This window comes from Nonomuraea rhodomycinica (assembly GCF_013363995.1).
Taxonomy (GTDB): Bacteria; Actinomycetota; Actinomycetes; order Streptosporangiales; family Streptosporangiaceae; genus Nonomuraea; species Nonomuraea rhodomycinica.
Genome location: NZ_JABWGO010000001.1, coordinates 1,469,674 through 1,494,834, shown reverse-complemented (window position 1 = coordinate 1,494,834; position 25,161 = coordinate 1,469,674). Strand labels below are relative to the sequence as shown.

The following is a 25,161-nucleotide window of genomic DNA, read 5'->3' as shown; positions in this document are numbered from 1 at the left end:
CTGCTGCCGGGTCTAATGAGCTCCGGGGGAGCCGTTCTTCCGGCGGCTCCGGGGTGATATCCCTCACATTCGAGGGCCCCATCGACGCCTTGCAGATTCACACCATAACGCAGAGCGGGACCCGGGTCTTCCCGGTTTCCCTGGTGAGGCCCCTGGCTCCGGTACGGAACTCGTAAACGGCGACAAAGTTGCGGGAATGGACTGCCCGCCGGAGGAGTTGAAGGCGCGCGGCGGGATAGTACGGGAGAGGTAAACGGGGCGGCGGGTCGTTTGCCGTTCCGTTATAGGGCACCTAAGCTGCCCGCACCACTCATGGCCTTGATCAGCATGGAGGCACTCATGGCGGCAGTCACGCAGACCACCACTCCCTCGATGTGGTCGGACGAGGAGCTGGCCGAGGTACGCGGCACGCTGCAGCGCGAGATCGACGAGCTCAACGCGGACATCCGCCGTCATGAGTCCGAGATCGCCTCGGGTGATGTGACCCAGGGCGCCGGTGACGACCAGGCGGACGCCGGCGCCAAGACGTACGAGCGGGAACGCGAGATCGCCCTTACCCTGAATGCGCGCGACCTGGTCGCGCAGAACGAACGTGCGATCGCCCGGATCGACGCAGGGACCTATGGAGTGTGCGAATCGTGCCACAAGCCGATCGGCAAGGAGCGCCTGCAGGCGTTCCCGAGGGCGACGCTGTGCGTGGCCTGCAAGCAGAAGGAGGAGCGCCGGTAGCGACGCGGCGCGCCCGCCTCGTCGTCATCCTGGTGGCGCTGGCCGTCGTCGTCTACGTGGCCGACCTCGTCAGCAAGACGGTCGTGCTGCGGACGCTGGAGGGCAAGGCGCCCCTGGTCGTCGTCCCGGACGTGCTGCAGCTCCGGGTGATCTTCAATTCCGGTGCCGCGTTCAGCATCGGCACCGGAATGACGATAGTCTTCACCTTCATCGCCGTCGGCGTCGTGGTCGCGATCATCCGCACGGCCCGCAAGCTGCGCAGCCTGCCGTGGGCGATCACGCTGGGGCTGCTGCTCGGCGGGGCGCTCGGCAACCTGACCGACCGGCTGCTGCGCTACCCGTCGGGGTTCGGCAGGAGCACGCAGTTCCAGGGGCACGTGGTCGACTTCATCGAGGTCCTGCCCGGGCACTTCCCGGTGATCGACTACTTCCCGGTGTTCAACGTGGCCGACTCGTCGATCGTCTGCGGCGGGGTCCTGGCCGTGTTCCTGGCCTGGCGCGGCTACCAGATCGACGGGACGAGGGAGGGCAAGTGAGCGAGCACCGCAGCCTGCCCGTGCCCGACGGGCTGGAGGGCGAGCGCCTGGACGCCGCCCTGTCCCGGCTGTTCGGCTTCTCCCGCACCCGGGCGGCCGAGCTGATCGGCGCCGGCGAGGTGACGGTCGACGGCCGCGAGCCGGCCAAGTCCGACCGCGTCCACGCGGGCGCCTGGCTGGAGGTCACGCTGCCGCCCCCGGTCGCCACGCCCATGCCCGTCGCCGAGCCGGTGCCCGGCATGCGGGTGGTGTACGAGGACGACGACATCGTCGTGGTGAACAAGCCGATCGGCGTCGCCGCGCACCCCACGGTCGGCTGGACCGGCCCCACCGTGATCGGCGGGCTGCTCGGCTCCGGTCACACGATCGCCACCAGTGGCGCCGCCGAGCGCCAGGGCATCGTGCACCGGCTCGACGCCAACACCACCGGCGCCATGGTCGTCGCCAAGAGCGAGCACGCCTACTCCCACCTCAAGCGCGCCTTCAAGGAGCGCACGGTCGACAAGCGCTACCACGCGCTGGTGCAGGGCCACCCCGACCCGTTCCGGGGCACGGTGGACGCCCCCATCGACCGGCACCCGTCGGGCGACGGCCGGTTCGCGGTCGTGGCGGGCGGCAAGCCGTCGGTCACGCACTACGACACGATCGAGGCGTTCCGGGCGGCGTCGCTGCTGGACATCAAGCTGGAGACGGGCCGCACCCACCAGATCCGGGTGCACATGTCGGCGCTGCGCCATCCCTGCGTGGGCGATCTGCTGTACGGCGCCGACCCCACGCTGGCCGCGCGCCTCGGCGTCGGGCGGCAGTGGCTGCACGCGGTGTCGCTCGGGTTCGAGCACCCGTCGAGCGGCGAGTGGATCTCGTTCCAGACCGACTACCCCGAGGACCTGCAGAAGGCCCTCGACATCGTCCGCGCCGAGTCCTGACCGGGCCGCGCTCTCGGTGGCCGGGCCTGCGCCTGACCGCGCCAGACCTTTCGTGGCCGGGCCTGCTCCTGACTGCGCCAGGTCCTCCGTGGCGCAGCGTTCGTGGCGGGGCCTGCTCCTGACCGGGCCTCGGCCCTCCGCCGTCAGGCGTGCTTGGAGCCCTTGGCCTTCTTGGGCTTCTTGAGCGTACGGCCCGTGCCGGCCGGGTCCACCTGGCCGGGCTCACGCGACGCCTGCTCGTCGGCCTTCTTCGACGTGCCGGGCGTCGGCTTCTTCGTCGCCTTGACGGAGGGCTTCGCCGTGGGCTTCCTGGTGGGGGTCCGCGTGGGCTTCCTGGTGGGCTTCGTCGCCTTGGCGGTGGGCTCGGCCGTGGGCTCGCGCGTGGGTCTCGACGTGGGCTCGCGGGAGGGGCCGCCGGTGGGCGCGGTGCCCTGCCGTACGGGCCGCCTGCCGGAGGGGGTGGCCGGCGTGCTCGTCCTGTGCTCGGTGGCGGGCTCCGTGCCGGGCTTCGTGGCGGGCGCCGACGGCACCGCGGAGGAGACCACGGCGGGAACCGTCGCCGGCGTGCGGGCGCGGCCGGTCGGCTGGTTCGTCCACCAGGCGGCGCCGCCCGTGAGGACGGCGACGGCCGCGGCCCCCGCGACGAGCGCCGCCAGCGGCGGCCTGCGCCTGCGGACGGCCGCCGGGACGGGCGCGGGGCGACCCGCCTCGGCCGGCGGAGGATCGGTGGGATCGGCGAATGCGGAGAGTGCGCCGGGTGCGGCGCCCATGGCCTGCTCGCGCGGCGCGTCCTGGGCGGCGACGGCGCCAGGGGCGGTCAGGCCGCCCGCCGGGACGGCGACCGGGGCCGTCGGCTCCGGCGCGTTGCCCGCGACGACCGCGTGCAGCCGCCACCGCGCCTCGTCCAGGCTCATCCGCTGCGCCGGGTCCTTGCGCAGCAGCCCGAGCAGCACCGGCCCGAGCGCGCCCGCGCGGGCCAGCGGTGGCGGCTCGGAGTGCAGCACCGCCCCCAGCGTGGCCAGCGCGTGCGCCCGCTGGAAGGGGGAGTGGCCCTCCACGGCCACGTACAGGGTCACGCCGAGCGACCACAGGTCCGACTCCGGCATGGCCTGGCCGCCCGCGGCCCGCTCCGGCGCCATGAAGGCGGGCGTGCCGACGAGGATGCCGGTCCTGGTGACGGGCGCCTCGTCCTCCGTGGTGGCGATGCCGAAGTCGGTCAGCACCGCCCGGCCGTCCTCGGCGAGCAGCACGTTGTCCGGCTTGACGTCGCGGTGCAGGACGCCCGCCGCGTGCGCGGCGCGCAGCGCCTCCAGCAGCTGCAGGCCGATCTCCGCCACCCGGCCCGGGGGCAGCGGGCCCTCCTCGCGCACCAGCTCGCCCAGCGTCCGCGACCGGACGAGCTGCATGACGATCCACGGGTGGCCGCCCTCCTCCAGCACGTCGTAGACGGCCGCCACGCCGGGGTGCGCGACCCGCCCCGCGGCGCGCGCCTCGCGGAAGGTCCGCACGCTGAACACGTCGCGCTCCGGACCGTTGAGGTCAGGGGGCGGATGGATCTCCTTGACGGCCACGTCACGGCCGAGCACCTCGTCGTGGGCATGCCAGACCGTGCCCATGCCGCCCTGGCCTATGGTCCTGAGCAGCCGGTATCGTCCACCGACCATTACCGCTGAATCGGACATGCGGGCCGTCTACCCGATAAAGTCCCTCCCAAGCACGCACCTCGCCGGATTAAAGACCGGCCGTCAGAGGGCGGCGAAGGTGCCGGTGAAGGTGTCGAAGTAGCGGCGGTCGCGGCTCCACCTGGAGTCGGGGGCCTCCCAGTACAGCGCGTACGGCCGCCCGTCCGCCGTGCGGAACCCGCGGTTGAGGACGTGCACGATCGCGCCGTCGCGCCGCCACGTGTACTCCCAGTCGGCCGCCGGCCGCCCCAGGAACGTGGTCGGCTCGATGGCGATGCGGCGGTAGCCGGGGAACTCGCCCCGGCCGAGGATCTCCTTCTCCAGCCCCTGCCAGTGCCGCACGGGCCCGGGCCAGGCGCCCTCGGGCACGGTCCACTCGACGATGAACGCCCCCGGGACGCCGGGGCCGCGCACGGTCACGCTGTCGCGGGTGGAGCTCTTGACGACCGTCCAGCCCCGCGGGACGGCCATCGAGAAGCCCCCCTCCGCGTTCCGGTACGCGCGCCAGCCCGCCGGCACGGCCACGCCGTTCTCACCTTGGGTGGCGGTCGCGCTCGGCTCGGGCGTCGCGGTGGGACGGCGGGCCGGCCCGGTGGCCTTCCCCGTGGCGGTGGCGGTGGCGGTGGGGGTGGGGGTGGCCCGGCCCGTCGGGCCCGTCAGCGCGGACGAACCGCCGTCACCTCCCAGCAGGCCGTTCGCGCGGACCGCCAGCAGCGTGCCGCCCGCGGCGAGCACGGCGGCCAGGACGATCGCGGCGGGCACCATGAGCCGCCGCCGCGCGGGCGGCCGGACCCGGGAGGCGGAGACGGGGACCGTGCGGCCGGAAGGGGCGGGGGCGGAGGCGATCGCCCCCAGCAGGTGCGCCGCCTCGCCCGCCGGCATCCGGGCCGCCGGGTGGCGGCGCATCAGCCCCATGATCACCGGAGTGAGGGCGCCCGCGCGGACCGGCGGCGCCGGGTCGTCGCGCAGGACGGCCGCCACCGTGGCCGCCCACGAGTCGCGCCGGTACGCCGGCGCGCCCTCCACGGCCGCGTACAGCGTCGCGCCCAGCGACCACAGGTCGGACTCCGGCCGCGCCGGTTCGCCGTTGAGCCGCTCGGGCGGCATGTACGCGGGCGTGCCCACGAGCCCGCCCGTGGCGGTCAGCCCCGGCTCGGCGTCCAGGGTGGCGATGCCGAAGTCGGTCAGCACGACCCGGCCGTCGTGCGCGAGCAGCACGTTCTCGGGCTTGACGTCGCGGTGCAGGACGCCGGTGGCGTGGGCGGCGCGCAGCGCGCCGAGCACCCGCTCGCCGATGAGCGCCACCCGCTCGACCGGCAGCGGCCCCTGCTCGGCCAGCACCTGCGCCAGCGACCGCGACGGGACGAGCTGCATGACGATCCACGGCCGCCCGTCCTCTTCGACGACGTCGTGGATCACCACCACCGACGGGTGGTCCAGGCGGCCGGCCGCCCGCGCCTCGCGGATGGTGCGCCGGTTGAGGTCGGCCCGCTTGTCGTCGCCGACGCCGGTGTAGCGCACCTCCTTGACCGCGACCGTGCGGTCGAGCAGCCGGTCGTGGGCGCGCCAGACCACGCCCATGCCGCCCTCGCCCAGCGGCTCGATGAGGCGGTAGCGACCGCCGACCTCCCTGCTCACGCGGCGCAGCCTACTTCGCGGGCTTGAAGGTGGCGCAGAAGCCCTCGAAGAAGTGGTAGTCGTCCTCCCAGTGGTCCTTCAGCGTGTGCCAGTAGATGGCGTACGCCTTCCCGTTCTCGGTGACGAAGCCACGGTTGCGGACCCGGGTCGGGCCCGTGTTGGTGTTCCACGTGAAGTCCCAGTCGGCCGCGGCCTTCTGGTAGTCGACCTTCTTGATGCCGAGCTTGTGGTAGCCGCCGAAGTTGTTCTTGAGGGAGGGCTCCTGCTTCTTCCAGTCCTTGTAGGGGTCCCCGCCCGCCTTCTTCGCCGTCTCGATCATGAGGTACGCGTTGGGAGCCCCGCCCGGCCCCTTGAACAGGACCTGCCGTCCCCGGCGGTCCCAGACGTCCCAGCCCTTGGGCAGGCCGACGGAGAAGCCCCACTTCTTGTCCTTGTACATCTTCCAGCCCTTGGGCAGAGCGTCGGCCGGATCGGGCGTCTTGTCCTCGGTGGGTGCCGGCGAGGCGGTGGGGGTGGGCGTCGCCGACGGGGACGCGGGCTGCGAGGCCGAAGGGGACGCCGGGGCCGACGCGGACGGCGACGCCGCGGTGGAGCCCTTCGCGGACGCGGCGGGCCCCGTGGCCGAGGCGCTGGCCGTCTTCTCCGGGCGGTCGTCGGGGGCCGAGTTCAGGCCCAGGTAGCCGCCCACGCCGGCGACCAGCGCCACGGCGGCGGCCGCGGCGACGACCGGGCCCATGCGGCGGCCCGGCTCGGACCGCGAGGAGCCGACCGTGGCCTCGTCCGCCTGCTCCGGCTCGGGGCCGGCCGCGGTGATGCGCACGCCGGTCTCGGGCAGGGCCGGCTCGTGGCCGGAGCCCTTCGCGCCTCCTAACCCGGAGGCGCGGGGCGCGGGGGCCGCCGGCTCGGGGGCGAGCAGGTTGGGGTCGGTCGGCGTGTCGTCCTCGACGGGCGCCGCCGGCCGGACCGGCGGCGGCGCCTGGCGGCCGAAGCGGCGGCGGGGCCGCGTCCCGGCCTCGGCGGGCGGCTGGGCGGGCAGCTGCGCGGTCGCCGCCGGCAGCTGCGCCGTGGGGGCGGGGGCGGGCGGCTGCTGCAGCACCGGCGGCGTGATGACCTGGCGCAGCATCCGCGCCGTCTCCTCGTACGAGGGCCGCTGGATCGGCTCCTTGGCGAGCAGCAGGTCGATCACCTCGGCCAGCGGGCCCGCGTGCGGCGCGGGGTCCGGCGGGTCGGTGAGGACGGCGTGCATGGTGGCCAGCGCCATGCCGCGCTCGTGCGGCGAGCGGCCCTCCAGGGCCGTGTAGAGCGTCGCGCCGAGCGACCACAGGTCGGACTCGCGCCGCGCCGGCAGGCCCTTGAGCCGCTCGGGCGCGATGAACGCCGGGGTGCCGGCCAGGCCGGTCACCGTGAGCTGCGTCTCGGTCTCCAGCGTGGCGATGCCGAAGTCGGTCAGCACCACCCGGCCGTCGTCGGCGAGCAGCACGTTCTCGGGCTTGACGTCGCGGTGCAGCACGCCCGCCTCGTGCGCCCGGTGCAGCGCCTCCAGCACGGCCAGGCCGATCTCGGCGACCCGGCGCGGCTTCAGCGGCCCGTCCTGCTTGATGACCGCGCCCAGCGAGCGCGACGGGACGAGCTGCATGACGATCCAGGGCCGGTCGTCCTCCTCGATCACGTCGTGCACGACGATCACGTTGGGGTGCTCGAACCTGGCCGCCGCCCTCGCCTCGCGCATCGTGCGCCGGTTGAGGAGCTGCACCTCGTCGCCCAGCGCGGCGGCGTAGCGGACCTCCTTGACCGCGACCTCACGGTCGAGGAGCTCGTCATAGGCCCGCCACACGATGCCCATGCCACCCTTGCCGATGGGTTCCTGCAGCTGGTAGCGGCCGGCGATGCGGCGTCCGTCCCGTTTGCGATCCGACATCAACGGCCTCAAACCCTCCCTCTAGGCCAAGAAATACTCCCATAGCGAGGGATCAACGGCGACTCGCCTGAAGGACAGTCCGCCATGTGAGAAGCACAGTCCAGCAGGTGGAGGGCGGGTGTAGGGTTTCGGACATGACTTGTCGCCACGCGTTTACCGAGCCGGCTCCGGGAGAGCCGGTCGTGAGCTAGCGACCACCTGGAGTCGGCACCGGCAGAGACGCCTCGTCTCTGCCTTTTTCGTTTCGCCGGCTCCGGCGAGCCGGCCCTGGATGAGGAGCCGAGATGTCATCGACCTTGGAACGCCGCGTGGTCACGCTGGGCGGGGCGCGCGTGGGCGCGGGACCCGCGGTGGTGATCGCGGGCCGGATCAGCCTGCGCGCCCGCCCGGCCGCGGGCCCGCACGACGCCCGCGCGGACGGGTGGCCGCCCCGGGAGGCCGACACGGGCCGCACGGGACGCCTGGGCGCCGGCCGGGAGCACCGGCCGGCCGGGAGGGTGCCGCTCGTGGAGCCCGCGGACGCCGGCGACCTGCCCGCCGTCGCGGCGCGGGCCGACGGCGTGGTGATCGGCGCGTCCTGGACGCGCGACATCCCGCTGGTGCGGGCCGCCGCGACCCTGGGCCTGCCCGTGGTGGTGGAACGGCGGCCGTCGGCGTCCCTGGAGGAGTGGCTGGGGCTGGCCGACTACTGCGCGCTGGAGGGTGGCGGTGAGGTGATCCTGTGCGAGACCGGCCGGCTCGACCTGGGGCTGCTGCGGGCGGCCCGGGAGGCGTCGGGCCGCCCGGTGGTGGCCGACGTCACAGGACGGCCCGAGCTGTCGGCCGCCGCGGTCGCGGCGGGCGCCGACGGCCTCGTCCTGGGCGGGCTCCCGGCGGCCCAGGGGGCGCACGGGGCCGGCGGCGGCGACGCGCACGGGCTTGGCGGCGACGACGCGTACGGGCATGGCCGCGACGACACGCACGGGCACGGGGGCGACCACGCGCATGGACACGGCGGCGACGGCGCGTACCGGATGGAGGTCGTGGACCCGGCGGAGCTGCGGGCGGCGCGGGAGGCCGTGACGCTCGTGGGGGCGCTGCTGCGGCCCGAGACGCCCGCCACGCTGCCGGAGTGCCGTGAGGCGATCGACCGGGTCGACGCGGCCCTGGCGACGCTCCTGGAGCGGCGCGCCGCGCTGGCGGGCGTCGTGCAGACGCTCAAGCCGGTCGGCGGGTTCGCGGGCCGCGACATGGAGCGCGAGCGGTCGCTGGTCGCGCGCATGGCCCGCCGCGCCCCCACGCTGGGCGAGGAGCGCCTGGCGCCCGTCATGAACGCGGTCATCGAGGCGGGCCTCCACCTGGCCGAGGAACGCCGCCGCGCGTGACGCCGCAGCACCGGGCCGGCTAGGCGCCGCTCACGGCCGGGAGAGGACGACGTTGTTCAGCGGGCGCCCCGGCCCCGTGACGATCTGGCGGTCGACCAGCTCCGCGAGGCGCCGGTAGCCGGCGCCCGTCGGGTGGAAGCTGCGGCTGTCCACGCTCAGCTCCTTGACGTGCACGATGAGCCGGTTCAGGTACGGCTGAGCCGTGCCCGCCTCGTGGCCGTCGAACGCGTCGTAGGCGTCCACGAACTCCACGCTCCCCGGCCCGCCGAACGCCGCGACCGCCCGGTCGAAGCCCGTCGCCACCTCCCGCATGACGTCGTTGAGCCGCCGGGTGACGCGGTTGAGCCAGAGCTGGTCCTCGACGCCGAGGTTGTCCACGCGGTCGGCGGGGCGGGCCGGGAACGGCCTCGGGTAGCCGAGCACGACGATCCGGGCCTGCGGGGCGCGCGAGCGCAGCTCCCGCAGCACGCCGTGCAGGCTCGACCGCAGCCCGTCGACGCGCCGCGCCACCTCGGCGTCCTGGTCCACGCACGCCGACGACCAGGGCAGCTTGACGATGCAGGCGGTCAGCACGCGGGCGAACCCGGCGTCGTTGCCGCCGATGGTGACCGTCACCAGGCTGGTCGAGCGGTCCACCCGGGCCACCTGGGGGCGCTGGCCGTGCTGGCCGCGCAGGAGCTGGCCGGTGGTGGCGCCGCTGCACGCCCAGAAGCCCGCGCCGCCGCCGAAACGGTGGGCGCCCGCCACCAGCGGCACGTACGAGCCCCGCGCCCGGTGGCAGGGGGCCGCGCCCTCCCCGGCCGGCAACCGCCCCGGGTCGGGCTTCCCGCCGGTCCCGCCGCCGTCCTCGCCGTCCTGCCCGGCCGGGGCGTACACGCCCTCGCCGGAGGAGTACGAGTCGCCCAGTCCCGCGTACGAGCCGCTCAGCGCGGCCTGGACGGCCGTCAGCCGGGTCACCCGGGGAAGACTCCCCGCGGGCGGCGCCGTGGCCGGACAGCCGGTCTGGAGCGCCGCGCACGCCAGCCCGCCGTACCACCCGAGAGGAAGCCCCGCGACGGCGACGAGCACGCCCAGCAGGGCGGCCGTCACCATGGGAACGATGCCGACGATCCCGCGCCTTTCCAGCCTTGCCTCCCGAAAGCCCCCGCGGCGGCCGGAACGCCCGATCCGCCGGACCGCACGAGCAGCGTAACCGGCGCCGCGCCGCGCGGCACGCCCCCGAACGGAAGGCTGGCGGGAGGGTAGGCGGACTGTCGGTGGGGAGCACTAAAGTCGGAGCGCAAACCATCAGACCGGGAGGCGTCGCTCCATGTCGTCCAGCGACTCGTTCGTCCATCTGCACGTGCACACCGAGTACTCCATGCTCGACGGTGCCGCACGGTTGAAGCAGATGTTCAAACAGGTCGGCGAGCTGGGCATGCCGGCGATCGCGATCACCGACCACGGCAACATGCACGGCGCCTACGACTTCTACAAGCAGGCGACCGGCGCGGGCGTCAAGCCGATCATCGGCATCGAGGCGTACGTCTCGCCGGAGCTGCGCCACAACAAGAAGCCGGTCCTGTGGGGCGAGCCGCACCAGAAGAAGGACGACGTCTCCGCGGGCGGCTACTACACGCACATGACGATCTGGGCCCGCGACAAGACCGGCCTGCACAACCTGATGCGGCTGTCCTCGCGCGCCTACACCGAGGGCTTCGTCCGCAAGTGGCCGCGCATGGACGCCGAGATCCTCGCCCAGCACGCCGAGGGGCTGATGGCGACCACCGGCTGCCCCTCGGGCGAGGTGCAGACGCGGCTGCGGCTCGGCCAGTACGACGAGGCCCTGAAGGCCGCGGCGAAGTACCAGGAGATCTTCGGCCGGGACAACTACTTCCTGGAGATCATGGACCACGGCCTCGAGATCGAGCGCCGCGTCCGCGACGGGCTGACCAGGATCAGCAGGGAGCTGTCGATCCCGCCGCTGGTCACCAACGACTCCCACTACACCTACGAGTCCGACGCCGCCTCCCACGACGCCCTCCTCTGCATCCAGACGGGCAAGCAGCTGTCCGACCCCGACCGGTTCCGCTTCGACGGCACGGGCTACTACATCAAGAGCGCCGACGAGATGCGCGCGGTCGACTCCTCCGACCTGTGGGCCGAGGGCTGCCGCAACACGCTGCTGGTGGCGGAGAAGGTCGATCCGACCGGGTTCTTCCAGCACAAGAACCTCATGCCGACCTTCCCCGTCCCCGACGGCATGACGGAGGAGGAGTACTTCCGGCAGGAGGTCTGGAAGGGCCTGGAGCGCCGTTTCCCCGGCGGCGTGGACGAGGAGCACCGCGCCTGGGCGGAGAACGAGCTCGGCGTCATCATCCAGATGGGCTTCCCGAGCTACTTCCTCGTGGTCGCCGACTTCATCATGTGGGCCAAGAACAACGGCATCCGCGTCGGCCCCGGCCGAGGCTCGGCGGCCGGCTCCCTGGTGGCCTACGCGCTGGGCATCACCGACCTCGACCCGATCCCGCACGGCCTGATCTTCGAGCGGTTCCTCAACCCCGAGCGCGTCTCCATGCCCGACGTCGACATCGACTTCGACGAGCGTCGCCGCGCCGACGTGATCCGCTACGTGACCGAGAAGTGGGGCGCCGACAAGGTCGCCATGATCGCCACGTTCGGCACCATCAAGGCGAAGGCCGCCATCAAGGACGCCGGCCGCGTCCTCGGCTACCCCTACGCCCTCGGCGACCGGGTCTCCAAGGCCTTCCCGCCCGCCGTCATGGGCAAGGACATCCCGCTGGCGGGCATCTTCGACAAGGACCACCCGCGCTACGCCGAAGCGGGGGAGCTGCGCCGCCTCTACGAGGAGGACGTCGACGTCAAGGCGACGATGGACCTCGGCAAGGGCCTGGAGGGCCTGATCAGGCAGACCGGCGTGCACGCCGCCGGCGTCATCATGTCGTCGGAGGTGCTGACCGACTACATCCCGATCATGCGCCGCGACTCCGACGGCGCGATCATCACGCAGTTCGACTACCCGACCTGCGAGACGCTCGGCCTGCTGAAGATGGACTTCCTGGGCCTGCGCAACCTCACGATCATCGATGACTGCCTCAAGGCCATCGAGGCCACCACCGGCGAGCAGATCGAGCTGCTCGACCTGCCGCTCGACGACCCGAAGACGTACGAGCTGCTGGCCCGCGGCGACACGCTGGGCATCTTCCAGCTCGACGGCGGCGGCATGCGCTCGCTGATGCGCCTGATGCGTCCCGACAACTTCGAGGACATCTCCGCCGCCCTCGCGCTCTACCGTCCCGGCCCGATGGGCGCCAACTCCCACACCAACTACGCGCTGCGCAAGAACGGCCTCCAGGAGATCGTCCCGATCCATCCGGAGCTGGAGGAGCCGCTCAAGGACATCCTCGACACGACCTACGGCCTGATCGTCTACCAGGAGCAGGTCATGGCCATCGCGCAGCGGGTCGCCGGCTACTCGCTGGGCGGCGCCGACCTGCTGCGCCGCGCGATGGGCAAGAAGAAGAAGTCGGAGCTGGACAAGCAGTACGAGTTCTTCGAGAAGGGCATGAAGGACAACGGCTTCTCCGCCGCCGCCATCAAGGCCCTGTGGGACATCCTGCTGCCGTTCTCCGACTACGCCTTCAACAAGGCGCACACCGCCGGTTACGGCCTCGTCGCCTACTGGACCGCCTACCTGAAGGCCAACTACCCGGCCGCCTACATGGCCGCCCTGCTGACCAGCGTCAAGGACGACAAGGACAAGTCGGCCCTCTACCTCAACGAGTGCCGCCGCATGGGCATCAAGGTGTTCCCGCCGGACGTCAACGACTCCGACTTCGACTTCACCCCGCGCGGCACCGACATCCGCTTCGGCCTGTCGGCGGTGCGCAACGTCGGCGGCAACGTCGTCGACGGCATCATCGCGGCGCGCAAGGCGAAGGGCCGCTTCGCCGACTTCAAGGACTTCCTGCGCAAGGTGCCGGCGATCGTCTGCAACAAGCGGGTGATCGAGTCGCTGATCAAGGCGGGCGCGTTCGACTCGCTGGGGCACGTGCGCAAGGGCCTGGTCATGGTGCACGAGCAGGCCGTGGACGCGATCATCGACATCAAGAAGAACGAGGCCATCGGCCAGGACTCCCTGTTCGGCGCGATCGACGGCGGCGAGGACCAGACGTTCGACGTGCAGATCCCGGTCGGCGAGTGGGACAAGAACACGCTGCTGCAGTTCGAGCGGGAGATGCTCGGCCTGTACGTGTCGGACCATCCGCTGTTCGGCGTGGAGCACATCCTCGCCTCCGGCGCCGACTGCACCATCGCCGCCCTGCAGGACGAGAGCCGGTCCGACGGGCAGATCGTCACCGTGGGCGGCATCCTCAGCGGCGTGCAGCGAAAGATCACCAAGAAGGGCGACACCTGGGTGCTGACCCAGCTGGAGGACCTCGAAGGCTCGATCGAGGTGATGGTCTTCCCGTCGGCCTACCAGCTCTGCTCCACGATCCTGGCCGAGGACGCGATCGTCTTCGTCAAGGGCCGCATCGACAAGCGCGAGGACGTCGCCAAGATCATCGCGATGGAGGTGACCGCGCCCGACCTCACCCAGGAGGCGGGCGGACCACTGCTGGTGAGCCTGCCGCTCAACCGGTGCACGCCTCCGGTGGTGGGACGGCTGAAGGAGATCCTCACCACCCATCCCGGCACGTCCGAGGTGCACCTCCAGGTCCACAACGGGCCGAGGACCACGGTCATGCGGGTCGAGGACCGGCTGCGGGTGACGCCGTCGCCGGCCCTGATGGGTGACCTCAAGCAGCTCCTCGGGCCGGCCTGCCTCGGCGGCTGAACCGGGCGACGGCCGCTCGCCGGCGGATGCGGTCGAGCACGGACGGCCCACCCTTCGCGGGGCCGCCCGTGGGCGAGGCGTCCCTCGTCACGGACGCCTTCTCGGGCCGTCCGGGGAGGGCCCGCTCCTGGCCGGAGGCGCCTTCTCGGGTCGGCCGGGGAGGGGCCGCCCCTGGTCGGAGGCGCCTTCTCGGGTCGCATGAGGAGGGTGCTGCTCGTCACGGACGCCTTCTCGGGTCGCAGGGGAGGGCTCGTTGCTCCTCCGGGAGGCTTGCTCGGGCGCCCGCGGACGGCAAGCTCTCCGCAGGGGGCGCTGTCTCGGGGCGCCCCGGAGGGGGCTTCTTGGGGGTGCCTTCTCGGGGCGCCGCGTAGGACTCGAGCCTCTCGGGGCACCGGGCGGTGGCCGCCCAGGGGCACGTCCTGGGGGAGTCCGCCGTGGGGAGGCGCCTCGCGGGCGCACGCGCTGGGCGAGGAAGCGGAGCGCCGACGAGCCGGGTCTCTGCCTCGGACGGGGAGCGCAGGAGGCGGGGACGTCCGGGAGGCGGGGGCGTCCGGGAGGCGGGGGACTCGGCCGGCTGGGGTGGGGCGGCGGGGAGGCTGGACGTGGTGCGCGGCGTCACGGTGGGGCAGGATCGGAGGGTGAGCGAACCGTACTACCTCACCGCCGCCGAGATGGCCCGCCTGGTGCGCACCCGGCAGGTGAGCGCCGTCGAGCTGCTCCAGGTGTGCCTCGACCGGATCGAGCAGGTCAACCCGCGGGTCAACGCCGTCGTCACCCTGGCCGCCGAGCAGGCCATGGACGCCGCGAAGGCGGCCGACGCGACGGAGCCGGCCGGGCCGCTGCACGGCGTGCCCGTGGCGCACAAGGACCTGGTCGACACGGCCGGCATCCGCACCACGTACGGATCGCCCCAGTACGCCCGGCACGTGCCCGACGCCGACGACCTGATCGTGCGGCGGCTCAGGCGCGCCGGCGCGATCAGCGTGGGCAAGACCAACACCCCCGAGTTCGGCACCGGCTCCCACACGGTCAACGAGGTGTTCGGCGCGACCCGCAACCCGTACGACCTGTCCCGCTCGGCGGGAGGCAGCAGCGGCGGCGCGGCGGCGGCGCTGGCCGCAGGCATGGTGCCGCTCGCCGACGGCTCCGACATGGGCGGCTCCCTGCGCAACCCCGCCTCCTTCTGCAACGTCGTCGGCCTGCGCCCCACCCCCGGTCGGGTGCCCGAACCGTCCGACACCGCCGCCTGGTACACCCTGTCGGTCCAGGGCCCGATGGCGCGCACGGTCGGCGACGTGACGCTGATGATGTCGGCCATCGCCGGGTTCGACCCCCGCTCGCCGTTCGCGATCACGGAGGACTTCGCCCCCGACCCGGAGGAGGGCGTCGCCGGGCTGCGGGTGGCCTGGAGCCCCGACCTGGGGGGTCTGCCCGTGGACCCGGCGACGGCGGCGGTCACGGCGGGCGCTCCCGCCGTGTTCGAGCGGCTCGGGGCGCGGGTGGAGCAGGTGGAGCTGGACCTGTCCGACGCCGAGGACGCCTTCCGCGTCTACCGGGCCTGGTACTACGCCCTCGCGTTCGGCGACCTGACCGGCCTCGGCCCCAACACCCGCTGGAACGTCGAGCGGGGCCGCGAGATCACCGGCGCCGACCTGGCCCGCGCCGAGCGGCTGCGCAGCGGCCTCTACCAGCGCATGGCCGCCTTCTTCGACATCTACGACGTGCTGATCGCGCCGGTCAGCCAGGTGCCGCCGTTCCCGGTCGAGGAGCCGTACGTCAAGGAGATCGACGGCGTGCCCATGCCCGACTACCTGGCCTGGATGCGCTCGGCGTACTGGATCAGCGTCCTGCACGCGCCGGCCGCGTCGGTCCCGGCCGGGTTCACCGGCGAGGGGCTGCCGGTGGGCGTGCAGATCGTGGGGCGGCCGTTCGCCGACGCCAAGGTGCTGCGGGTGGCCGCCGCGTTCGAGAGCGCCACGGGTCACGGCCTGCGCCGCCCGCCCCTGTGAGGTCCCGGCCGGTGAGGCTCAGCCGAGCCCAGGCGGGTCCCCCACCCCGTATGGCGTCCGCAGCGGCGACTCACGGTAGCCGTGCATGCCCTCCATCAGCCCGAAGACCGCCACCGCGCACAGCGGCCAGGCCACCAGCACACCGCGGGCGGTCAGCTGCAGCGAGCCCGCCACCACCTTCGCGCCCGGCGTGGCGGCGGCCTCGACGGTCACCGCCCCCAGCGTGAACGTCGAACCCACCCACAACGTGACGAACGCCGCTACCGCTCCGCCCGCGCACAGGCCCAGCAGCACCGGCAGCCGGTCGTGGCGGCTGAGGAACCAGCCGGCGGCCCCGCAGGCCACGCCCAGCCCGCCGGTGATCACCGCGAACCAGCCGTCCGCGGCGATCAGCGCCTGCGTGGTCGGGTCGGCCAGCACCGGCCCCTGCCCCGTCACCTGGTACGGCGCGCGGGGAGCGAGCGCGGACCACAGCAGCCCGGCGAGCACGGCGAGGGCGGCGACGGCGAGGACGGTGACCGCGAACGCCCGCACTTGCCTCGCCACGCGATTCCCTCCCACATGCGCCACTGAACCGGCTCACCGGAACAGGTCGATGGTATCTCCCGGTTAGGCTCGCTTCGTGAATCACGATGAGGTCTGGCTGATCGATCCCTCCGGCCCGCTGCGCGGGGACGTCGAGGTGCGCGGCTCCAAGAACGCGGTCTCCAAGCACATGGTCGCCGCCATGCTCGGCGGCACCGAGAGCACGATCCAGAACGCCCCGGAGGTGGGCGAGGTCGGCATCACCGCGGCCATGCTGGAGTCCCTCGGCATCCACGTGGAGATCACGGAGAAGGAGATCCGCGTCGAGCGGGGCGCGGAGATCCGGCCGCGCGTGCCCGACGCGTTCACCGGCCTGAACCGGATCCCGATCCTCATGCTCGGCCCCCTGCTGCACCTGGCCGGCGAGGCGTTCGTGCCGCTGGTCGGCGGCGACCCGATCGGGCGGCGGCCGGTCAACTTCCACGTCGAGGCGCTGCGCGCGATGGGCGCCGAGGTCGAGGTGGGCGACGGCGGGATCTTCGCCAAGGCCACCCGGCTGCGCGGCGCCCGGCTGGAGCTGCCGTACCCGAGCGTCGGCGCGACCGAGACGATCCTCATGTCGGCCGTGCTGGCCGAGGGCAAGACCGTGGTGAAGAACGCCGCCATGGAGCCCGAGGTGGTCGAGCTGGCGCTGTTCCTGCAGCGCATGGGGGCCAGGATCGAGCTCTCGCCCGACCGCCGGATCGTCATCGAGGGCGTCGAGCGGCTGCGCGGCGCGTCGATCTGGCTGGCCGGCGACCGCATCGAGGCGTTCTCGTACCTGGCCGCCGGCCTGATCACCGGGGGAGAGGTGCGGGTGCACGGCTGCCCGCAGGACCGCCTGGTCACCGCGATCACCACGCTGGCCCGGATGGGCGCCCGCTTCGACATCAACGACGAGTACCTGTGCGCCACCGCGCCGCCCGAGGGGCTGCGCTCGGCGGCCGTCCAGACCGACACCCACCCCGGTTTCATGACCGACTGGCAGACGCCGCTCATGGTGCTGTTCACCCAGAGCAACGGCATGTCGGTGCTGCACGAGACGGTCTTCGAGAACCGCCTGGTGTACGTGCCGGCGCTGCAGCGGATGGGCTGCGAGATCGAGGTGTTCGACCAGTGCCTGGGCGGGCCCGCCTGCCGCTACCACGACACCAACGCCCGGCACTCGGCCGTGGTGCGCGGCGTGTCCAGGCTCAAGGGCGCCGACGTGACGCTGCCCGACATCCGCGCGGGCTTCTCCGCGGTGCTGGCCGCCGCGGTGGCCGACGGGACGTCCACGCTGCGCGGCGTCCACCACATCGTGCGCGGATACCACAAGCCGTTCGAGCAGTTCGTGTCCCTGGGTCTGAACATCCGCCGGGAAGAGTAAAGGTGTCGGATCCCCGGGTTTGCCGGGGATCGCGGCGCCGCAGACCGACTGCGTGAGAGTGTTGCGATGTGTGAGCGCCCTGGGGCTCGTGGGAGCGCTCTGCGGGGTGCTGGCCGCCTCGATGGCCGCGCCCGTCGTCAGCGGCGCCGGGCTCGCCGCCAAGAACGTCGCGCACACCTTCAGCCAGCTCCCGCCGGCGCCGCGCGAGGAGCCGCTGTCGGAGGTGACGCGGCTGCTCGACCGCAACGGCAAGCCGTTCGCCCAGTTCTACCAGGCCAACCGGCGGGCGATCCCGCTCACCCGGGTGGCGCCCGTCATGCGGCAGGCCATCGTCGCCATCGAGGACGCCCGCTTCTACGAGCACGGCGGCATGGACGTGCGCGGCACGCTCCGGGCGCTGCTCACCAACACCTCGGCCGGCGGCATCCGGCAGGGCGGCTCCTCGCTCACCCAGCAGCTCGTCAAGAACATCCTGGTCGAGAGCGCCCGCACCGAGGCGGAGCGCGACCGGGCGCGCGCCCCCAACCTCGCCCGTAAGATCACCGAGCTGCGCCTGGCCCTCGCGATGGAGAAGAAGTACAGCAAGGACGAGATCCTGGAGCGGTACCTCAACATCGCCTACTTCGGCGCGGGCGCGCACGGCGTGGAGGCGGCGGCCCGGCGCTTCTTCTCCACCACGGCCGCCGACCTCACACTGCCGCAGGCGGCCACGCTGGCCGGCGCCGTGCGCATGCCGTACTCGACGGACCCGTCGATCGGCCCGGCGCAGCGGGCGCGGCTGAAGGAGCGGCGCGACCTGGTGCTGGACCGGATGGCCGAGCTGCGCCTGGTGGACGCGCGGGAGGCCGCCGCCGCCAAGCGCAGCCCGCTCGGCATCCAGCTGCGGCCCGAGCCCGGCGGGTGCGCCCAGAGCAGGTACCCGTACTACTGCGTGTACGTGCAGCGCGAGCTGCTCACCAACGAGGCGTTCGGCGCCACCGCGCGCGAGCGGCGGGCCCGGCTCGCCACCGGCGGACTGGTGATCAAGACCGCGCTGGACCCGGTGGCGCAGCGGGCCGCCGAGCGGGCCATCCGCGCCCGGGTCGACGCCCGCGACACCCAGGTGGCCGCCGAGGCCATGGTCGAGCCGGGCACGGGACGCATCCGGGCGATGGCGGCCAGCAAGGACTTCGGCCGCAACCCCGGCGACCGCAAGAACGGGACGCGGACGACGTTCAACCTGGTGGCCGACATGGCCCACGGCGGCGGGATGGGGCTCCAGGCGGGGTCCACGTTCAAGGCGTTCACGCTGGCGACGGCGCTGCAGCAGGGCTGGCGCTTCGACCAGGGCTTCCAGACCCCCGGCGTGCTCGTGCCGTCGCAGGGCTACCGCGACTGCCGCGGCCGGGCCGTCAACGCGCCCAGCGTGCGGGTACACAACGCCAGCGGGGAGGGCGAGGGCGGCCCGTACAGCCTGTCCACCGGCACGTGGAAGTCGGTGAACATCTTCTACATGATGCTGGAGCGCAAGGTCGGCCTGTGCAACGTGGTGCGGACCGCGAGGTCGCTCGGCATCGCCCGCGCCGACGGCCGGCCGCTGCGCGAGGTGCCGACGTTCACGCTGGGCGTCAACGAGATGGACCCGGTGACGGTGGCGGCGGCGTTCGCGGGGTTCGCGGCGCGCGGCCGGTACTGCCGGCCGCTGGCCATCGTGGACATCACCGGCCGCGACGGCCGGACCGCCCACGTGCGGCCCACCTGCCAGCAGGCGCTGGACCGCAAGGTCGCCGACGCCGTCAACCACGTGCTGCAGGGCGTCTTCGACAAGGGCACGATGACCGGGCAGGGCATCGGCCGGCCCGCCGCCGGCAAGACGGGCACCAACAACGGCTACACCTCGGCCTGGTTCGCCGGCTACACGCCGGAGCTCGCGGCGGCGGTCAGCGTGGGCGACATCCGGGGCTCCTACCGGTATCCGCTGCGCGGGGTGCAGATCGGCGGCGAGTACTACGGGTCGGTCCAGGGGGCGTCGCTGCCGGGGCCGATCTGGGTGGACTCGATGGAGGCGGCGCTGCGCGACGTCCCGGCGGGCGACTTCCACCCCGCCGACATGTCCCGCTTCGGCGGCGGCTTCACGCCGGGGCTGAAGGAGGCCGAGGAGGCCGAGCAGATCCGGGCGATGCTGCGCAGGCAGCGGCAGTGGCTGCGGTGGGCGCGCCGCCACGGGCACCAGCTGTGGCCGCCCGGCGCCGACGTGCTGGGCACGCCGGGAGACCGCCGCCCGCGCTCCTCGGGGCGGACGGGGGTGGCGCCGATGGGCCAGGGCACGGCCGTGCCTGGTGCCGCGGTGCCGGGTGCCGTCGTGCCGGGCGCCGTCGTGCCGGGGACGGGCGCTGCGGGCGCCGCGGCACCGCGGGCCGCCGCACCGCGCGCCGGCGTGCCACGGGCCGCCGTACCGGGAGCGGCCCTGCCGCGGGCGGTCCCGCCCGGGACTACGGGACGGTAGGGCCCGGGACGGTCCCGCCCGGGACCACAGGTCGGCGGGGTCTGTCCCGTCCGGGGCCGCAGGGCGGCGGGGCCCGGGACTTCAGGGCGGCGGGGCCCGGGACTTCAGGGCGGCGGGGCTTGGGACTTCGGGGTGGCGGGGCCGGGGCTCAGCGTTTGGCGATGGGGGAGGTCACCGCGCGCGTGAGCGCGACGAGGTTGGCGGGCGCGGTCTCGATCTGGAGCCCGCGCCGGCCCGCCGAGAAGTAGATCGTCTCGAACTCCAGCGCCGACGCGTCGACCACCGTGGGCAACTGCTTGCGCTGCCCGAGCGGGCTGATGCCGCCCACGACGTAGCCGGTCACCCGCTCCACCTTCGCCGCCTCCGCCATGGCGGCGCGCTTGCCGCCCAGGGCCGAGGCCAGCGCCTTGAGGTCGAGCCGGCCCGCCACCGGCACGACCGCCACCGCGAGCCCGCTCTCGGTCTCGGCCACGAGCGTCTTGAAGATCCGCTCGTACGGCACGCCGAGGGCGTCGGCGGCCTCCTCGCCGTACGCCTGGGCGGCGGGGTCGTGGTCGTACGGGTGCAGCGTGAAGTCGGCCTTGGCCTTGGTCAGCGCCACCGTGGCCGGGGTGCCCCCCGGCGCCTTCGCCTTGCCCACGTCTCGACCTCCGGACGATCTCGGAATCTACTTTGTAAAGGCGCCCGGCCGTGAGGGCGCCCGGTCTCAGGCGCCGCGGTGGAAACGGCGGTGCAGCTCGCGTACCTCCTCGTCGAGCCCCGGCACGGGGCCCTCCACGACGACGCGCGGCGCGACCTCGGAGACCGGCAGCGGACGCACCGGGGGCTCCGGCACGCCGAGCTCGGCCAGCCAGCTCACGAGCTGCGCCGAGGAGGCGACGTAGACGATGCGGCCGAGCCCGACCCACCCGTGCGCGGCGGCGCACATGGGGCAGTGCTCGCCGGAGGTGTAGACGGTCGCGGCGGCTCGCTCCCCGGGCGTCAGGTGGGCGGCCGACCAGCGCGCCAGCTCGAACTCCGGATGCCTCGTGTGGTCGCCCCCGGCCACCCGGTTGTGGTCCTCGGCCAGGACCTTCCCCTCGCCGGACACCAGCACGGAGCCGAACGGCTCGTCACCCACGGACAGGGCCTCGGCGGCCAGTTCCACACAGCGGCGCAGATGCCGCAGCTCTTCCTCACGCACCACGACGGCCACCTCCCGTTCACGCCCGATCCGCGGGTCCGCCCGATCGCCGGGCCATCGTATCGGCGGTCGCCAGGCTTGACGGGATCCAGGTGTCCGCATGGTGGACCGAACAGGACCCACTGGTCGGACTCCGTAGACTGGGAGGGTGATTTCCCGTATCGACTTGCGCGGTTCCCTGCCGGGGGACCTGCGCGACGTGCTGCCCCGCGCCGAACTCGACGTCGAGGCCGCCCTGGACAAGGTGCGGCCCATCTGCGAGGCGGTCCGCCATCATGGGGCCGCGGCGGTGCGGGAGCTGACCGCCAGGTTCGACGGGGTGGAGATCGAGCGGGCGCGGGTTCCGCGCGAGGCGCTGCGCGAGGCGCTGGCCGGGCTGCGGCCCGAGGTGCGCGCGGCGCTGGAGGAGTCGATCCGGCGCGCCCGGCTGGTCCACCGCGACCAGCGCCGCGCCGACGTGACGACGCAGGTGGTGCCGGGCGGCACGGTCACCGAGCGGTGGGTGCCGGTCGACCGGGTGGGCCTGTACGTGCCGGGCGGGCGCGCGGTCTACCCGTCCAGCGTGGTGATGAACGTCGTCCCGGCCCAGGAGGCGGGGGTGGCGTCGCTGGCGGTGACGAGCCCGGCGCAGAAGGAGTTCGGCGGGCTGCCGCACCCGACGATCCTGGCGGCGTGCGAGCTGCTGGGCGTGGACGAGGTGTACGCGGTGGGCGGCGCCCAGGCGGTGGCCATGTTCGCCTACGGCACGGAGGAGTGCCCGGCGGTCACCATGGTGACCGGTCCTGGCAACATCTGGGTGACGGCGGCCAAGCGGCTGCTCAAGGGCCTCATCGGCATCGACTCCGAGGCGGGGCCGACGGAGATCGCGATCCTGGCCGACGAGACGGCCGACCCGGTGCACGTGGCGGCCGACCTGATCAGCCAGGCCGAGCACGACGTGATCGCCGCGGCGGTGCTGGTGACCGACAGCGTCGAGCTGGCCGAGGCGGTGGAGAAGGAGCTGCCGGCCCAGGTGGAGGCGACCAAGCACTCCGAGCGGATCGCCGAGGCGCTGCGCGGCCGGCAGTCCGGGATCGTGCTGGTGGACGGCCTGGACGAGGGCGTGGAGGTGGTCAACGCCTACGCGGCCGAACACCTGGAGATCCACACGGCCGACGCGGCCGCGGTGGCGGCCCGGATCCGCAACGCGGGCGCGATCTTCGTGGGCACGTACGCGCCGGTCTCGCTGGGCGACTACCTGGCCGGGTCCAACCACGTGCTGCCGACCAGCGGCTGCGCCTGCCACTCCAGCGGCCTGTCGGTGCAGACGTTCCTGCGCGGCATCCATGTGATCGACTACACCCGTGAGGCGCTGGCCGAGGCCGCCGCGCACGTGTCGGTGCTGGCCGACGCCGAGGACCTGCCGGCGCACGGGGCGGCCGTGCGGGCCCGCTTCGACTGGCGGGTCCCGTCATGACCCCGGGTGAGCTGACCTTGGACGATTTGCCGATCCGCGACGACCTGCGGGGCCGGACGCCGTACGGCGCGCCCCAGATCGACGTGCCGGTGCGGCTGAACACCAACGAGAACCCCTATCCGCCCTCCCCGGAGCTGGTCGCCGAGCTGGCCGAGGAGGTGCGGCGGGGCGCGGGTGAGCTCAACCGCTACCCCGACCGCGACGCGTCGGCGCTGCGCGCCGACCTGGCGGCCTATCTGGGGCACGGGCTCGACGCGAGCCGGGTGTGGGCGGCCAACGGCTCCAACGAGGTGCTCCAGCAGATCCTGCAGGCGTTCGGCGGTTACGGCCGTTCGGCGCTGGGGTTCGAGCCGTCGTACTCGATGCACCCGATCATCACGACGGGCACGAGCACCGAGTGGATCGGGGGCGTGCGGGAGGACGACTTCTCGCTCGACCCGGCCAAGGCGGCGGCCGCGGTGGAGGAGCACCGGCCGGACATCGTGTTCCTGACCTCGCCGAACAATCCGACCGGCACGGCGTTGCCGCTGGAGACGATCGCGCGGGTGCTGGAGGCGGCTCCGGGCATGGTGGTGGTGGACGAGGCGTACGCGGAGTTCGCGCGGGAGGGCACGCCGTCGGCGCTGAGCCTGCTGCCGTCGCACCCGCGGCTGATCGTGACGCGGACGATGTCGAAGGCGTTCGCGATGGCCGGCACCCGGCTGGGCTACCTCGCGGCGCACCCGGCGGTGATCGAGGCGCTGCTGCTGGTGCGCCTGCCGTACCACCTGTCGACGCTGACGCAGGCGGCGGCGCGTGTGGCGCTGCGGCACCGCGTGGAGCTGCTGGGCACGGTGGACGCGCTGCGGCGCGAGCGTGACGCGACGGTCGAGTGGCTGCGCGGCAAGGGGTTGACGGTCGCCGACTCCGACGCGAATTTCGTACTGTTCGGCCGGTTCCCGGAGCGCCGTGCGGTCTGGGAGGGCCTGCTGGAGAGGGGCGTGCTCATCCGTGAGGTGGGGCCGCCCGAGTGGCTGCGCGTGTCGATCGGCACCGGCGAGGAGATGGCGGCGTTCCGCGCCGCGATGGAGGGGGTTCTGTGAGTCGGGTCGGCCGCGTGGAGCGTGTGACGAAGGAGACGTCGGTCCTGGTCGAGGTGGGTCTCGACGGCACCGGGCGGGTGGACGTGGCGACCGGCGTGGGGTTCTTCGACCACATGCTGGCGCAGCTGGGCAAGCACGGGCTGTTCGACCTGACGGTCAAGACCGAGGGTGACCTGCACATCGACGCGCACCACACGATCGAGGACACGGCGCTGGCGCTGGGTGCGGCGTTCCGCGAGGCGTTGGGCGACAAGTCGGGCATCCGGCGTTTCGGCAGTGCGTCGTGCCCGCTGGACGAGTCGCTGGCGCAGGTCACGGTCGATCTGTCCGGCCGTCCGTACCTCGTGCACTCCGAGCCCGAGGGCATGGCGCCGATGATCGGCCCCGAGTACGACACGACGATGACCCGGCACATCCTGGAGTCGCTGGTCGCGCAGGCGGCGATCTGCCTGCACGTGCACGTCCCGTACGGGCGCAACGCCCACCACATCGTCGAGGCCCAGTTCAAGGCCCTGGCCAGGGCGCTGCGGGAGGCGTCGGAGCTCGACCCGCGGGCGAGCGGGGTGCCGAGTACCAAGGGCGTCCTATGAGTGACAACACGCTGTCGATCGCGATGATGTTCATCGGCCTGTTCCTGGTCGGTGGGGTGGTCTCGCTGGTCAAGCAGGGGCTCAAGGCGGGCGCCGCCATCTGCGCGGTCGGCGCGGCGCTGGCGATCACGGCAGGGGTGATGTGGTGGTGAAGCGCGTGGTGGTGCTCGACTACGGGTCGGGCAACCTGCGTTCGGCCGAGCGCGCGCTGGCCCGGGTCGGCGCCGACGTGACCGTGACGTCCGACCTGGACGCGGCCATGGAGGCCGACGGGCTCGTGGTGCCCGGTGTGGGGGCGTTCGCGGCGTGCATGGCGGGCCTGCGCGGGGTGCGCGGCGAGCAGGTCGTCGGCCGCCGCCTGGCCGGCGGGCGGCCGGTGCTGGGCATCTGCGTGGGCATGCAGATCCTGTTCGCCAAGGGCGTCGAGCACGGGGTGGAGACCGAGGGCTGCGGCGAGTGGCCGGGCACGGTCGAGCGGCTGGAGGCCCCGGTGCTGCCGCACATGGGGTGGAACACGGTCAAGGCGCCCGAGGGCAGCGTGCTGTTCCGGGGGCTGGACGCCGACACGCGGTTCTACTTCGTGCACTCCTACGGCGTGCGGGAGTGGGAGCTGCGGCCGGGCCCCGGGTTCGCCGAGCCGCTGGTGACGTGGGCCGAGCACGGGGTGCCGTTCGTGGCCGCGGCCGAGAACGGCCCGCTCATGGCGACGCAGTTCCATCCGGAGAAGTCCGGCGACGCGGGCGCCGCGCTGCTGACCAACTGGCTCGGCGTCCTGTGAGCGGCGGCCGCGCCG

The 25,161-nt window shown here is 73.4% G+C and carries 20 protein-coding genes; 13 read left to right on the top strand and 7 right to left on the bottom strand.

From position 1 onward, the window contains the following. The first annotated feature begins 339 nt into the window (after positions 1-339). Genes HT134_RS06905 through HT134_RS06895 form a run of 3 tightly spaced genes read left to right on the top strand, consistent with a single transcriptional unit; the run spans position 340 to position 2,191 of the window. Entirely contained in the window at positions 340-729 is a 390-nt protein-coding gene (locus tag HT134_RS06905; RefSeq protein WP_175588704.1) for a TraR/DksA family transcriptional regulator, read from the top strand. Beyond that, the gene (gene lspA, locus HT134_RS06900) at positions 693-1,265 is read left to right on the top strand and encodes a signal peptidase II (protein WP_312888004.1); all 573 of its coding nucleotides are present in this window, start codon (positions 693-695) and stop codon (positions 1,263-1,265) included. The genes HT134_RS06905 and lspA overlap by 37 nt, the downstream gene beginning before the upstream one ends. Then, positions 1,262-2,191 (top strand): RluA family pseudouridine synthase, encoded by a 930-nt coding sequence (locus HT134_RS06895; RefSeq protein ID WP_175599334.1) that lies wholly within the window; start codon positions 1,262-1,264, stop codon positions 2,189-2,191. Before lspA ends, HT134_RS06895 begins: the two co-directional genes overlap by 4 nt. A 143-nt stretch (positions 2,192-2,334) precedes the next feature. Here HT134_RS06895 and HT134_RS06890 read toward each other — a convergent pair whose 3' ends face one another. From HT134_RS06890 to HT134_RS06880, 3 genes are all read right to left on the bottom strand, one after another. Next, positions 2,335-3,855 (bottom strand): serine/threonine-protein kinase, encoded by a 1,521-nt coding sequence (locus HT134_RS06890; RefSeq protein ID WP_175599333.1) that lies wholly within the window; start codon positions 3,853-3,855, stop codon positions 2,335-2,337. Positions 3,856-3,936: 81 nt separating this feature from the next. Further along, the gene (locus HT134_RS06885) at positions 3,937-5,511 is read right to left on the bottom strand and encodes a serine/threonine-protein kinase (protein ID WP_175599332.1); all 1,575 of its coding nucleotides are present in this window, start codon (positions 5,509-5,511) and stop codon (positions 3,937-3,939) included. Positions 5,512-5,521: 10 nt separating this feature from the next. After that, positions 5,522-7,429 carry a serine/threonine-protein kinase gene (locus tag HT134_RS06880; RefSeq protein WP_175599331.1) on the bottom strand — a complete coding sequence of 636 codons (1,908 nt, stop codon included), beginning with the start codon at positions 7,427-7,429 and terminating at the stop codon, positions 5,522-5,524. Between the two features lie 284 nt (positions 7,430-7,713). Between HT134_RS06880 and HT134_RS47560 the strand changes: the two genes are divergently transcribed. Further along, positions 7,714-8,793, top strand: a complete 1,080-nt coding sequence (locus tag HT134_RS47560) for a chorismate mutase (RefSeq protein ID WP_175599330.1) — start codon at positions 7,714-7,716, stop codon at positions 8,791-8,793. A gap of 30 nt (positions 8,794-8,823) precedes the next feature. On the opposite strand, the gene HT134_RS06870 is transcribed toward HT134_RS47560, so the two are convergent. Beyond that, positions 8,824-9,885 carry an SGNH/GDSL hydrolase family protein gene (locus HT134_RS06870; protein WP_175599329.1) on the bottom strand — a complete coding sequence of 354 codons (1,062 nt, stop codon included), beginning with the start codon at positions 9,883-9,885 and terminating at the stop codon, positions 8,824-8,826. A gap of 217 nt (positions 9,886-10,102) precedes the next feature. Here HT134_RS06870 and dnaE point away from each other — a divergent pair, with 217 nt between their 5' ends. Together dnaE and HT134_RS06860 are read left to right on the top strand one after the other, a co-directional pair. Then, positions 10,103-13,630 (top strand): DNA polymerase III subunit alpha, encoded by a 3,528-nt coding sequence (gene dnaE, locus HT134_RS06865; RefSeq protein WP_175599328.1) that lies wholly within the window; start codon positions 10,103-10,105, stop codon positions 13,628-13,630. Between the two features lie 638 nt (positions 13,631-14,268). Further along, positions 14,269-15,639 carry an amidase gene (locus HT134_RS06860; protein WP_175599327.1) on the top strand — a complete coding sequence of 457 codons (1,371 nt, stop codon included), beginning with the start codon at positions 14,269-14,271 and terminating at the stop codon, positions 15,637-15,639. An 18-nt stretch (positions 15,640-15,657) separates the two neighbouring features. On the opposite strand, the gene HT134_RS06855 is transcribed toward HT134_RS06860, so the two are convergent. Then, positions 15,658-16,185 (bottom strand): hypothetical protein, encoded by a 528-nt coding sequence (locus tag HT134_RS06855; RefSeq protein ID WP_175599326.1) that lies wholly within the window; start codon positions 16,183-16,185, stop codon positions 15,658-15,660. Positions 16,186-16,261: 76 nt separating this feature from the next. Here HT134_RS06855 and murA point away from each other — a divergent pair, with 76 nt between their 5' ends. Together murA and HT134_RS06845 are read left to right on the top strand one after the other, a co-directional pair. Then, on the top strand, positions 16,262-17,572 hold the full coding sequence (gene murA, locus HT134_RS06850) for a UDP-N-acetylglucosamine 1-carboxyvinyltransferase (protein ID WP_175599325.1): 1,311 nt from the start codon (positions 16,262-16,264) through the stop codon (positions 17,570-17,572). A gap of 70 nt (positions 17,573-17,642) precedes the next feature. Then, positions 17,643-20,057 carry a transglycosylase domain-containing protein gene (locus HT134_RS06845; RefSeq protein ID WP_312888003.1) on the top strand — a complete coding sequence of 805 codons (2,415 nt, stop codon included), beginning with the start codon at positions 17,643-17,645 and terminating at the stop codon, positions 20,055-20,057. Between the two features lie 148 nt (positions 20,058-20,205). On the opposite strand, the gene ybaK is transcribed toward HT134_RS06845, so the two are convergent. Continuing rightward, positions 20,206-20,697: a Cys-tRNA(Pro) deacylase gene (ybaK, locus tag HT134_RS06840; RefSeq protein ID WP_175599324.1), complete on the bottom strand. Its 492-nt coding sequence runs from the start codon at positions 20,695-20,697 to the stop codon at positions 20,206-20,208. Positions 20,698-20,763: 66 nt separating this feature from the next. Then, a complete protein-coding gene (locus HT134_RS06835) occupies positions 20,764-21,243 on the bottom strand; it encodes a nucleoside deaminase (protein ID WP_312888002.1) in 480 nt (159 codons plus the stop codon). 145 nt (positions 21,244-21,388) lie between these two features. Here HT134_RS06835 and hisD point away from each other — a divergent pair, with 145 nt between their 5' ends. The 5 genes from hisD to hisH are packed head-to-tail and all read left to right on the top strand — an operon-like array spanning position 21,389 to position 25,146. Beyond that, positions 21,389-22,696 (top strand): histidinol dehydrogenase, encoded by a 1,308-nt coding sequence (gene hisD / locus HT134_RS06830; protein WP_175599322.1) that lies wholly within the window; start codon positions 21,389-21,391, stop codon positions 22,694-22,696. Beyond that, a complete protein-coding gene (locus HT134_RS06825) occupies positions 22,693-23,778 on the top strand; it encodes a histidinol-phosphate transaminase (RefSeq protein ID WP_175599321.1) in 1,086 nt (361 codons plus the stop codon). The genes hisD and HT134_RS06825 overlap by 4 nt, the downstream gene beginning before the upstream one ends. After that, positions 23,775-24,368: an imidazoleglycerol-phosphate dehydratase HisB gene (gene hisB / locus HT134_RS06820; protein ID WP_175599320.1), complete on the top strand. Its 594-nt coding sequence runs from the start codon at positions 23,775-23,777 to the stop codon at positions 24,366-24,368. Before HT134_RS06825 ends, hisB begins: the two co-directional genes overlap by 4 nt. Beyond that, positions 24,365-24,520, top strand: a complete 156-nt coding sequence (locus HT134_RS06815; RefSeq protein ID WP_175599319.1) for a CG2302 family histidine operon protein — start codon at positions 24,365-24,367, stop codon at positions 24,518-24,520. Before hisB ends, HT134_RS06815 begins: the two co-directional genes overlap by 4 nt. Further along, complete coding sequence (hisH, locus tag HT134_RS06810; RefSeq protein ID WP_312888001.1) at positions 24,514-25,146, top strand: imidazole glycerol phosphate synthase subunit HisH; 633 nt, start codon at positions 24,514-24,516, stop codon at positions 25,144-25,146. The genes HT134_RS06815 and hisH overlap by 7 nt, the downstream gene beginning before the upstream one ends. Positions 25,147-25,161 lie beyond the last annotated feature (15 nt).

Coding starts and splice junctions, on each gene's coding strand:
- HT134_RS06815 (WP_175599319.1), top strand. CDS start 24,365: ATGAGTGACAACACGCTGTCGATCGCGATGATGTTCATCGGCCTGTTC.
- HT134_RS06825 (WP_175599321.1), top strand. CDS start 22,693: ATGACCCCGGGTGAGCTGACCTTGGACGATTTGCCGATCCGCGACGAC.
- HT134_RS47560 (WP_175599330.1), top strand. CDS start 7,714: ATGTCATCGACCTTGGAACGCCGCGTGGTCACGCTGGGCGGGGCGCGC.
- dnaE (WP_175599328.1), top strand. CDS start 10,103: ATGTCGTCCAGCGACTCGTTCGTCCATCTGCACGTGCACACCGAGTAC.
- HT134_RS06870 (WP_175599329.1), bottom strand. CDS start 9,885: ATGGTGACGGCCGCCCTGCTGGGCGTGCTCGTCGCCGTCGCGGGGCTT.
- HT134_RS06890 (WP_175599333.1), bottom strand. CDS start 3,855: ATGGTCGGTGGACGATACCGGCTGCTCAGGACCATAGGCCAGGGCGGC.
- HT134_RS06905 (WP_175588704.1), top strand. CDS start 340: ATGGCGGCAGTCACGCAGACCACCACTCCCTCGATGTGGTCGGACGAG.
- HT134_RS06880 (WP_175599331.1), bottom strand. CDS start 7,429: ATGTCGGATCGCAAACGGGACGGACGCCGCATCGCCGGCCGCTACCAG.